Here is an 11,276-nt window from a genome sequence, read left to right on the forward strand (position 1 = left end):
TGTTAGCAAAGCCATGAAAAAGCGTTGAATCAAGCGCTTAAATGATTAACAATACTAGTCATAAAGCTTTCAGGCCGTGGGCAGTCGCCCAAAACGCTCACGACGATACACCAACAGCTTCAAGGACACTGCAATTATGTCGTTGGTCGATGGTCAACCACCGGTTCTACTGGAAAAAGTAGCCGAGCTTATCGAGAAAAAAAATCCTTCAAAAGACGCTAGCTTAATCGTCGATTTTGCCAAGCGTCTTTATCGCAATATATCCTCTGATGATTTAGTCGCACGTACTGATGCTGATATGTATGGCGCGGTTCTGAGCGTTTGGCACAGTTTTAATGAGTATCGCCCCGGCGATAAAGCCCTCATTAAAGTGTACAACCCGGAAGTAGCTCGTCACGGTTGGGAGTCACCGCATACTATTGTTGAAATCATCCAATCTGATACACCATTCATGGTGGACTCGGTGCGAATGGCGCTTAGCCGTTTAGGAATTACCGCACATTTACTGTTACACCTACCGATTAGCCACAAGCGCGACGACAACGGGCAAATCAATCAATTGCTGAAACCAGGAACCCATGGCGACAATGAAATCGACACCGTGTTTTTAATCGAAGTTGATCGTCAGACCTCGGAAAAGGATCTGAAAGCGTTAAAAAAAGAACTGACTTCGGTGATGGAAGAGGTCAGCTTAGCCGTTGGTGACTGGCGTGAGATGCGTGAGCGGTTATTAAATGTTGCTGACGAGATTACTGGCGAAGGGTATCCAGGTACAAAGAAAGATCGGGCGGAAATCCAAGAATTTTTGCGTTGGTTGGCACATGATAACTTCACCATCATTGGTTATCGCGAATACACTCTGAAACCCATTGAGGGTGATCACGTGATAGAACAAGTGAAAGGTAGCAGCCTTGGCTTGTTGCGTAATTCAGAATCTAGCAAAGGGCGCTTGGTCTCGAGTTTGCGCGAGGATGCTCGTGAAATCACCTTCAACGATCGCATTTTGTTGTTGACCAAAACCAATGCAAAATCGCGTGTTCATCGTCCAGCCTATAACGACTACATCGGTATCAAGAAATTCGATAAAGATGGCAACGTGGTGGGTGAAGAACGCTTTATTGGTTTGTATTCATCGAGCTTCTACAACAACAGCGCGCGCGACATTCCGTTGGTAAAAAGTAAAATCCAACGGGTGATGGACCAGTCCGGATTTGCGGGCAACTCGCACGCTGCCAAAGCGTTACTGAATATTTTGGAAACCTACCCGCGGGATGAAATTGTCCAGGCTTCAGAAGAAGACTTGCTAAACGTGGGCCTGGGTGTGCTGCAAATGCAGGAACGGGATATGACCCGAGCCTTTTTGCGGCGTGATATTTTTGGCCGTTTCATGTCGTGCATGGTGTATGTACCGAAAGAACGGTACAACACCCTAGTGCGGCAGCGGACCCAGTCTATTCTCGCGCGCACTTTGCATGCTGAGAGCGAAGTAGACTTCACCACTTATTTCTCTGAGTCGTCTTTGGCGCGAACCCACTACACGGTGCGCATTGGCGAACACATACAGGATGTCAACGTGAAAGAATTAGAACAGAACCTGATTGAAGCTGCGCGCACCTGGGAAGACAGTTTTGCTCGCAGTTTGTCGTCGACCTATGGCGAAGCTAAGGCAAATCGCTTGAATAAGCGTTATTCAGCAGCGTTCCCTCGCTCTTACAAAGAAGAAGTGTTGCCGTCGGTGGCGTTATCAGACGTGGCGCAATTAGAAGCGTTGAACGATCAACACAAACTCGGCATGGTGCTTTATCGCGCTCAGGAAGAGCAAGGTGATAGCAAATATGTGAAGTTAAAACTGTTCCATAAAAATGAACCGATTCACCTGTCTGATGTGCTACCGATGTTAGAAAACTTCGGTCTGCGGGTGATCGGCGAAAGCCCTTACCAAATCAAAACGGGAGAGGGTGATGTCTATTGGGTGCTCGATTTCCATATGCTGCATACTGCAGGCCCATTAGATTTAGAAGACATTCGCGATAACTTCCAAGATGCTTTTGCCCGTGTCTGGGATGGTCTGCTAGAGGACGATGGCTTTAACCGTTTGATTTTGGGCGCAGGAATGACTGGACGACACGTCACTATTCTGCGGATGTTTGCAAAATACATGCGTCAAATCGGCACCACGTTCAGCCAAAGCTATATCGAGAGTACCTTCAGTAAATATCCTTTAATCGCTAAACTGATCGTTAAGCTGTTTTTCAGTAAGTTCGAGCCAGGCACTAAAGATGCAGAAAAGAAAATCGACGCCTTGCATACGCGGATTAATAGCGAATTAGAAAATGTCGCTAACTTAGACGATGACCGTATTGTGCGCCGATATGTCGAACTTATTGACGCATCGTTGCGGACAAACTTCTTCCAAAAAGACGAGTCGGGTGCGGATAAACCGTACATTTCGGTGAAATTCCAGCCCGACCAAGTGCCAGAAATGCCTCTGCCGTTGCCGCGTTACGAAATTTTCGTTTATTCGCCGCGGGTTGAGGGTGTTCACCTTCGCGGCGGCAAGGTTGCTCGTGGTGGTTTGCGTTGGTCAGACCGCCGTGAAGATTTCCGTACCGAAATCTTGGGCTTGGTAAAAGCGCAACAAGTGAAAAATACCGTGATTGTGCCAGTTGGTGCGAAAGGGGGCTTTTATTGTAAGAATTTACCCGAAGAGCGAGAAGCGTTCTTCGAGGAAGGCAAGGCCTGTTACCGTACCTTTATCCGTGCATTGCTGGATATTACCGACAATATCGTTAACGGTGAAATCGTTCCACCGAAAGACGTTGTGCGCTTGGACGATGATGACCCTTACTTGGTTGTTGCAGCCGATAAAGGTACCGCAACGTTTTCGGATATTGCCAATGCAATTTCTGCAGAATACGGCTTTTGGCTAGGCGATGCCTTTGCGTCTGGCGGCTCGGTCGGCTACGACCACAAGAAAATGGGCATTACTGCTCGCGGTGGTTGGGAGTCGGTTAAACGCCACTTCCGAGAAATGGGCGTGGATTGCCAAACCACTGATTTTACTTGTGTAGCGATTGGTGACATGGCCGGTGATGTATTCGGTAACGGTATGTTGCTGTCGAAACACACCAAGCTGCAAGCCGCATTTAACCATCTACACATTTTCATTGACCCTGATCCCGATCCGGCGACTTCATGGAAAGAGCGTAAGCGCCTGTTCGAATTGCCGCGCTCAAGCTGGGAAGATTACAACAGCAAGCTCATTTCGAAGGGTGGCGGTGTTTTCGCGCGCAGCGCAAAAGCCATCGAGCTTTCTCCAGAAATGAAAAAAATGCTCAATTCGTCGAAGAAGTCTATGACGCCGAACGAGTTGATCAAAGCTTGCCTGACTATGCCAGTCGATCTGATTTGGAATGGCGGTATTGGTACTTACGTGAAAGGCACCAAAGAAACCGATAGTGATGTTGGCGACCGCGCGAACGACGCATTGCGCGTTAATGGTAAAGAACTGCAAGCGAAAATCATTGGCGAAGGTGGTAACTTAGGCTTTACCCAATTGGGGCGCATTGAATTTGCACAGAAGGGCGGCCGGGTGAACACCGACTTTATTGATAACGTCGGTGGCGTGGATTGCTCGGATAACGAAGTTAACATCAAAATACTGATGAATGGCTTGGTTAACGATGGCGAATTGACGCTGAAACAGCGAGACAAGCTGTTGTATGACATGACTGACGATGTTGCCGATATTGTGTTGCACGACTGTAACCGTCAGACCCAATCAATTTCAGTGACACTGATGCGCGGCGCTGACCAAATTAAAGAAATGCAGCGCTTTATTCACCACTTAGAGCGCGAAGGCTCGTTGAACCGTCAACTAGAGTTCTTGCCTGATGATGATGAAATGGCAGAACGCCAAGCCTCAGGTAAAGGCTTAACGCGTCCGGAATTATCGGTGATTACCGCGTACGGCAAAATGGTGTTAAAAGAACAACTGATCACCGATGAGATCACGGAAGACCCGTACCACGCGAAAGAATTATTTGCCGCATTCCCGAAATTGCTGCAAGACAAATTCGCTGATGCGATGCTGAATCACCCGCTGAAGGGGCAGATTATAGCGACCAAGTTGGCAAACAACATTGTTAACGATATGGGCCCTAACTTTGTTTATCGGAAGCAGGAAGCGACTGGTGCATCGGTTGCTGAGATTGCATCGGCCTATGTTGTTTCGCGTGAATGTTTTAACGTTCGCGGTTTATGGAAAAAGATTGAAGGCTTAAATAATAAGATTCCGGCGGAAGTACAGAATGCGATTCTATTCCAAGTTCGCAGAATGGTGCGCCGTGCAACGCGTTGGTTCTTGCGCCACCGCAACCCTAGCTTGCACGGTATTCAGGAGCACTTAGACTTCTACCGTAAAGCGTTTGACGATTTGCGTAAAAACGCGCTCAACTACATGGTTGAGGATGAAGCGAAAGCGATTCGCAAACGCGCTGAGCAAATGGTAGGTCAGGGTGTACCGGAAGATTTAGCCAACGAAATTGCGATTTTGAGCACGGTATTCTCTTCCATGGATATCGCCGAAGTGGCGCACGATACCGGTGTGAAAATTGGTAAAGTTGCCGGCGTCTACTTCCACCTTGGCGCAGGTTTACAGTTGCACTGGTTCCTTGACCAAATCAATAGCCAACCAGTGGCTAACCATTGGCAGGCTCTGGCTCGGGCAGCGTTCCGTGAAGAACTGGATTGGCAGCAACGGTCGTTGACCAATGTGGTATTGCGCTGTACCGACGCGACCCACGATCCGCAGCAAATGCTGGATGCCTTCTTCGAGCCGAATGAGGTGTTCATTGACCGCTGGAAGCAAACATTGGCAGATTTCCGTACCACTAAGAGCCATGAGTTCGCCAAGTTCTCCGTGGCATTGCGCGAGTTGATGTTACTCAGCCACAATTGCGCACCTAAAGTGGCGGCCAATGTCTGATGTATGAGTGGTTAAAAAAATGGTGGTTTAAGTGCGACCCTGAGTGGTCGCACAATTTTACCATCGGCGTATTAAAACGTTTTGGTCGCACGCCGTTAAAGTTGCTTTGGCGCCAACGAGTGATTCGCAAACCGGTCAAGGTAATGGGAATCAGTTTTCCTAATCCGGTGGGTCTGGCAGCAGGGTTAGATAAAAATGGCGAGTGCACGGATGCATTTGGTGCCATGGGTTTTGGTTTTCTAGAAGTGGGCACAGTGACCCCAAAACCGCAATTGGGTAATCCGACCCCAAGGCTGTTTCGATTAGAGCAAGACCAAGCCATTATCAACCGTATGGGCTTCAATAATTTAGGTGTCGACCATCTCGTTGAGGCACTCAAACGCTCCAAGTACGCTGGTGTATTGGGCATCAACATTGGTAAAAATAAAACCACACCTGAAGAGCAAGCCATCGACGATTATCTGCTCTGCATGGAGAAGGTTTATCCGTTCGCTTCTTATATTACGGTTAATATTTCGTCACCGAATACGCCAGGATTGCGAAACCTACAACACGGTGATGCCCTAACAGGGCTGTTGGCAGCCATTAAACAACAGCAACGGCATTTGACTGATAAACACGATAATTATGTGCCTGTAGCGATAAAAATTGCACCGGATTTATCCGATGAAGAAATTGCTACTATGGCGAATGCCATTGCCGATGCTCGCTTGGATGCGATTATTGCGACCAATACCACGTTGGATAGGGAAGCGGTGAAGGGGCATCCGCATGCCGAAGAGGCGGGCGGCCTAAGCGGCGTGCCGGTGCGCGATAAAAGCACGCATGTTATTCAGGTGTTAGCAAAAACACTGAAAGGAAAACTGCCGATCATTGGTGTTGGCGGTATTGATAGCGCCGCCGCAGCGAAGGAAAAACTCGCCGCGGGTGCATCGTTGGTGCAAATTTATACCGGTTTTATCTACAAAGGCCCAGCGCTTGTCAAAGAAATTGTTAACGGCTTGTAAATGTACTTGGGTTAAAGTATGTTATTGCGCTAGAACACTATAAGAATAACCGCAAAAGGACGATTTTGTGCAGGTAACGAACGACTGGTTATGGGAATATGATGCTGCGGGAAAGCAGTTATACGTTGTCATTGACGATGGTATTCGCCACCCTGTGCCATATCGTAGTAGCCAACTGATCAATATCCATTTTAGCCAGCAAGCGTTGGATATCGACGATGCGAGTTTATTCCAAAAAGTGCTCGATGACTTGCAACAATTCGATGAACTGCAAGGCCCACATCTTCTGCCTGCGGCACTGAACGCTATGGCTTGGTGTCGTTTCGGACGTCCGCAAATGCCACAGAGTTGGCACTTTCAACAGGGCGAACTGGCCTCTTGGAATAGTCAGCGTAAGCTTTGTGAACTTAACTCGGGCTTTACCCAGGGGTTATTCTATATTCTTGATAACGATGGTGAGTTTTCTACTGTGATGCTGCTAAGTGATAGTATGACCCTGTCGGATATCAAGACCTTTCAACGTTTCCACGTCGTTAAAATACTCAACGATCGACTGCTTCCAGCAACCATCGAATTGGTACAAACCACCAAGGCCGATTGGAATCAGCGTAGCGCATAATCGCCGAATTCAGGCGTAGTGTCGCTGTTGATTTTGATTCATTGATTCGCTAAAGATAGTTATTTGCCGAAAGGCTAAGAAAGGCTGCATCGGAATTGGTTGCGGGGGCCGGATTTGAACCGACGACCTTCGGGTTATGAGCCCGACGAGCTACCAGACTGCTCCACCCCGCGTCCGATTGAGAGCGCAGTCTACGTTGATGCTTCCGCTTATGCAAGCGACTTTTTTGCTATTTGGTTAAGGATTCACCAAATTCGATTTGATTGCTGTAAAAACCAGCAGTAAGGGCAAAAAAACACCTTGTTTTACGCTTCTACAAGACACTCCTCCGCGGCTTCGTTATAATCGCTGCCACGCTTTTAGAGAAAAGAATCACTATGCCACGCTTTTTTATTGCCTGTGCGAAAGGAATAGAGCCGCTATTGTTCGACGAGCTCCAGACGCTAGGCCTCGAGTCTGTAAAACAAACCGTTGCCGGTTGTTATGTAGAGACCGATTTACGCAATGCTTATCGAATATGCTTATGGTCTCGATTGGCCAGCCGGGTGTTGTTAGAGCTCGGCTCTGCGGCTGAGTGCGACAACGGTGATAGTATCCGTGCCGCCATTAAAGATTTTCCGTGGGAAGATGTAATGACGGTGGAAAATACTTTCATCATCGAGTTTTCTGGAAGTTCCGATCATATTCGCCATACCCAATTTGGCGCACAACTTGTTAAGGACGGCATTGTTGATCGCTTTCGTGAGCTAACCGGTGAGCGCCCAAGCGTGACTCGAGAACAACCGCAATTGCGATTTTCCGTTCGCTTGCATAAGCAGCGTTTAACTTGGTCGTTAGACTTAAGCGGCGAGGGGCTCCACAAACGCGGCTACCGTCTCCGCCAGGGTGGCGCACCATTGCGAGAAAACCTAGCAGCAGCAGTGCTTTACCGTGCTGGAATTAGTGACGAGTTAAGGCGTGACGAACCGATAGTTTTCGATCCGTTTTGTGGGTCTGGCACGCTGTTAATAGAAGCGGCCTTAATGGCATTAGACCAAGCGCCAGGACTTTACCGCGATCACTGGGGATTTCGTGCTTGGCGTGGTCATCGGCAGGCGCTGTGGCAAGACGTGTTGGCTGAGGCGAAAACTCGTATGGAGGCTGGCAGAGAGCGTTTTAGCGGACATTTTTATGGATCTGATAGCGATCCTATGCTGGTGAAAATAGCTCGCGAAAACGCTGAACGTATGCAATTGGCGCAATGGTTCAGCTGGCAAACCGTAGATGCTACGGCGGTAAATGCCCCCGCTGAACAGGGTTTGTTAGTGACTAACCCACCTTATGGCGAACGTTTGGGCGAAGAAGTCGAAACCTTGCTGTTGTATCGACGCTTTGGACGCCAGTTGCGCGAGCATTTCAGTGGTTGGCATGTTGGGATTTTGGCCGGCGATGACAGCTTATTGAAACGGTTAAAATTGCGCAGCGATAAGAAATATCCGCTATTTAATGGCGCATTGAGTGTCACTTTGGCTCGTTACGACTTAACTCAAGAGCATCCAGAGTTTACAGAAAGTCAATCAGATGACTTTTCTAATAGGATTAAGAAAAATCACAAGAAACTCAGCAAGTGGGCGCGCGGTGAAGGCTTGGATGCATGGCGCGTCTATGATGCTGATCTGCCAGATTACAATGCCGCGATTGATTTTTACCAAGATTACCTGGTCGTACAAGAGTATGCGGCACCAAAAGCCATACCAGATGCCGTAGCCAGCGATAGACTTTGGCAGATGATAGAAGCCTTGCCAGAAGCGCTCGATGTAGCGCCACAAAATATCATTTTGAAAAAGCGCCAACGGCAACAAGGCAGTAAGCAATATCAACGCAATCAGCGGCAAGAATCCGTGGTCTGCAAAATTCATGAATATGGCGCAACCTTTGAAGTGAATTTAACCGATTATCTGGATACGGGGTTATTTCTTGACCATCGCTGGGTGCGTAAGACGTTGCAACAGCAGTGTGACGGGTTACGGGTATTAAACTTGTTTGCTTACACTTGCACCGCATCTGTACATGCTGCGCTGGGCGGGGCTGAGCGCGTGGTGTCGGTGGATATGTCGAAGACCTATCTAAGTTGGGGTAAACGCAACTTTAGCTTAAACCGCTTACAAAAGGTGGATGCCGAGTTTATTCAAGCGGATTGTATTGACTGGCTGCAACGACCAGCCACGGAAGAATTCGATGTGATCTTCTTAGATCCACCGACGTTTAGTAACTCTAAACGGATGGATAATACCCTTGATGTGCAGCGTGACCATGTATTCTTGCTAAAACACTGTTTGCGTTGGCTTGACCCAGAAGGGGTGATTTTGTTCTCCAATAATCGTAAGAAATTCAAGCTGGACGAGCAGGCGCTCAAAGGTTTAGGGCTGGAAGTGATGGATAAAACGCAAGCATCAATTCCACCAGATTTTGCCCGCCATAAGGGCATTCACCATTACTACATTATTACTCGGGAGCAGTAAGTGCAGGATTTTTACTTGCTAACCAAGCAACAGTGTCCGCTATGTACCGAGGCGTTAAAGCTGATTAACCAACAGCCGCTTGAGGAGCCTATTCGATTACATGTGGTAGATATTGCTGAGCAACCGGAGTTACAGGAAGAATATGCTTGGTTGGTACCGGTTTTGGTTCGCGCTAGCGATGACAGTGAGTTGCGCTGGCCCTTCGCAGAGCAGTTAGGCGAGTTTTTACAAGTATGAATTTATTGCGTATTCAAGACGCTGAGCTGAGTTACGGTACTCAAGTTCTGTTAGACCAAGTGCAATTGACCGTTGATGCGGGTGAACGAGTCTGTTTGGTTGGCCGTAATGGTGCGGGAAAATCAACCCTGATGAAGGTCATTGCCGGGGAAATCCTGTTGGATTCTGGCACCGTTCAGGCGGTCGGTGAAACCGTTATTACGCGGTTACCGCAGGATCCGCCGGCACAGAGTGACGATACCGTGTACCACTATGTCGCCGACGCCTTGGCCGACGTTGGGGCGCTGTTAGACGAGTACAATCAACTGTCGGCGCAGATTGCCGAAGATGCCAGCGAGCACGCTTTAAAGCGTCTTGATCAACTACAAACCGCGATTGATGCAGCAGACGGCTGGCAATACAGCAGCCGCATCGAGAGCGTGTTGAGCCGCTTAAACCTGCAACCCAACCAAGTGATGAATACCTTGTCAGGGGGCTGGTTGCGTCGCGTAGCGTTGGCTCGCGCGCTGGTGGTCAATCCCGATATTTTGTTACTCGATGAGCCAACTAACCACCTTGATATTGAGATGGTGAAATGGCTTGAGCAACAATTAAAAGAGTTCACAGGCGCGATTGTGTTTATTAGTCACGATAGGGCATTTATTCGTGCTTTAGCGACACGCATTGTCGATTTAGACCGTGGACACTTAAGTAGCTTTCCCGGCGATTACGATCGTTACTTGAGCAAAAAGGCAGAAGCGCTCGATGTCGAAGCTAATCAACGCGCTGAGTTCGATAAAAAACTTGCCGAAGAAGAAGCCTGGATTCGTCAAGGGATTAAAGCGCGTCGGACTCGCAATGAAGGCCGTGTACGGGCGTTAAAAGCTTTACGTAACGAACGTAAACAGCGCAGAGAACTGCAAGGCAACGCAAAAATGCAAGCCAACGAAGCAGGGCGTTCTGGTAAACGTGTGTTCGAGGGCGAAGGCTTACATTTGGCGTTTGATGACAAAACCATTTTGCAAGACTTTTCACTCAACCTGCAACGCGGTGACAAAATTGCTTTGGTTGGCCCTAACGGCGTTGGTAAAAGTACCCTTATTCGGGTGATTTTGGGTGAGCAAGCTGTCGATTCAGGGCAGGTGAAACTTGGGACTAATCTGGAAGTCGCTTACTTTGACCAACACCGAGACCAACTTGACCCACAAAAGACCGTCATGGATAACGTGGGTGATGGGAAGCAGGACATTCAATTTCAAGGCCGAAGCCGACACATATTGAGCTACCTGCAAGACTTTTTATTCAGCCCTGCGCAGTCGCGTACTCCGGTCAGAGCGCTGTCGGGCGGAGAACGAAATCGCGCTTTGCTCGCAAAGATTCTGCTTAAACCCAGCAACGTTTTGGTGCTGGATGAACCGACTAATGATCTAGACATTGAAACCCTTGAATTGCTTGAGCAAATTCTTGCTGAATACCAGGGCACTGTCATTTTGGTCAGTCACGATAGGGAATTCGTGGATAATACCGCGACCAGTGTGCTGTATTTTGAAGGCGAGGGTAAAGTGACTGAGATCATCGGGGGGTTTACCGAGCTCAGCCATTATTTAACAGAACGCGAGCCCAGCCAGGGAACCAAAATAGGTGCTGCACAGTCAGAGCCGCAGAAAGAAAAAAAATCAACGGCGAGAAAAGGTTCAGCTCAACCGTCGAAAAAGTTATCCTACAAGTTGAAAAGGGAGCTGGAATTACTCCCTCAGCAGATAGATGAATTGGAGCAGCAGTTAGCAGAGCTGCAAGCGGTGATGAATGAGCCTGACTTTTTTAGCCAGCCGCACGAAAAAACAGAACCGGTACTCAACGATATCGCTGAAATAGAAGCGCAACTTATGAGCGCTCTAGAACGTTGGGATGAACTTGAAAAACTAGCACAAGAGAGTAGTTAATCG

The 11,276-nt window shown here is 48.3% G+C and carries 6 protein-coding genes and 1 tRNA gene; 6 read left to right on the top strand and 1 reads right to left on the bottom strand.

The window, feature by feature from the left end; all coding sequences use genetic code 11:
- Window positions 1–136: 136 nt before the first annotated feature.
- The 3 genes from CWI84_RS00595 to CWI84_RS00605 all read left to right on the top strand — a co-directional run bounded on the left by CWI84_RS00595 (window position 137) and on the right by CWI84_RS00605 (window position 6,613).
- Window positions 137–4,987 carry an NAD-glutamate dehydrogenase gene (locus CWI84_RS00595; protein ID WP_126840639.1) on the top strand — a complete coding sequence of 1,617 codons (4,851 nt, stop codon included), beginning with the start codon at window positions 137–139 and terminating at the stop codon, window positions 4,985–4,987.
- The gene (gene pyrD, locus CWI84_RS00600; RefSeq protein ID WP_126840640.1) at window positions 4,987–5,994 is read left to right on the top strand and encodes a quinone-dependent dihydroorotate dehydrogenase; all 1,008 of its coding nucleotides are present in this window, start codon (window positions 4,987–4,989) and stop codon (window positions 5,992–5,994) included. Before CWI84_RS00595 ends, pyrD begins: the two co-directional genes overlap by 1 nt.
- Window positions 5,995–6,061: 67 nt before the next feature.
- Entirely contained in the window at window positions 6,062–6,613 is a 552-nt protein-coding gene (locus CWI84_RS00605; RefSeq protein ID WP_126840641.1) for a cell division protein ZapC domain-containing protein, read from the top strand.
- A 96-nt stretch (window positions 6,614–6,709) separates the two neighbouring features.
- On the opposite strand, the gene CWI84_RS00610 is transcribed toward CWI84_RS00605, so the two are convergent.
- Window positions 6,710–6,786 (bottom strand) — tRNA-Met (locus CWI84_RS00610).
- 204 nt (window positions 6,787–6,990) lie between these two features.
- Between CWI84_RS00610 and rlmKL the strand changes: the two genes are divergently transcribed.
- From rlmKL to uup, 3 genes are read left to right on the top strand one after another with little or no spacing between them, the layout of a single operon-like run.
- Entirely contained in the window at window positions 6,991–9,114 is a 2,124-nt protein-coding gene (gene rlmKL / locus CWI84_RS00615; RefSeq protein WP_126840642.1) for a bifunctional 23S rRNA (guanine(2069)-N(7))-methyltransferase RlmK/23S rRNA (guanine(2445)-N(2))-methyltransferase RlmL, read from the top strand.
- The gene (locus tag CWI84_RS00620) at window positions 9,115–9,351 is read left to right on the top strand and encodes a glutaredoxin family protein (protein WP_126840643.1); all 237 of its coding nucleotides are present in this window, start codon (window positions 9,115–9,117) and stop codon (window positions 9,349–9,351) included.
- Window positions 9,348–11,273, top strand: coding sequence for an ATP-binding cassette ATPase Uup (gene uup / locus CWI84_RS00625; protein ID WP_126840644.1), 1,926 nt, complete (start codon window positions 9,348–9,350; stop codon window positions 11,271–11,273). The genes CWI84_RS00620 and uup overlap by 4 nt, the downstream gene beginning before the upstream one ends.
- The last annotated feature ends 3 nt before the right edge of the window (window positions 11,274–11,276 follow it).

The organism is Idiomarina tyrosinivorans, assembly GCF_003987475.1.
Classification (GTDB): domain Bacteria; phylum Pseudomonadota; class Gammaproteobacteria; order Enterobacterales; family Alteromonadaceae; genus Idiomarina; species Idiomarina tyrosinivorans.

Coding starts and splice junctions, on each gene's coding strand:
- pyrD (WP_126840640.1), top strand. CDS start 4,987: ATGTATGAGTGGTTAAAAAAATGGTGGTTTAAGTGCGACCCTGAGTGG.
- rlmKL (WP_126840642.1), top strand. CDS start 6,991: ATGCCACGCTTTTTTATTGCCTGTGCGAAAGGAATAGAGCCGCTATTG.
- uup (WP_126840644.1), top strand. CDS start 9,348: ATGAATTTATTGCGTATTCAAGACGCTGAGCTGAGTTACGGTACTCAA.
- CWI84_RS00595 (WP_126840639.1), top strand. CDS start 137: ATGTCGTTGGTCGATGGTCAACCACCGGTTCTACTGGAAAAAGTAGCC.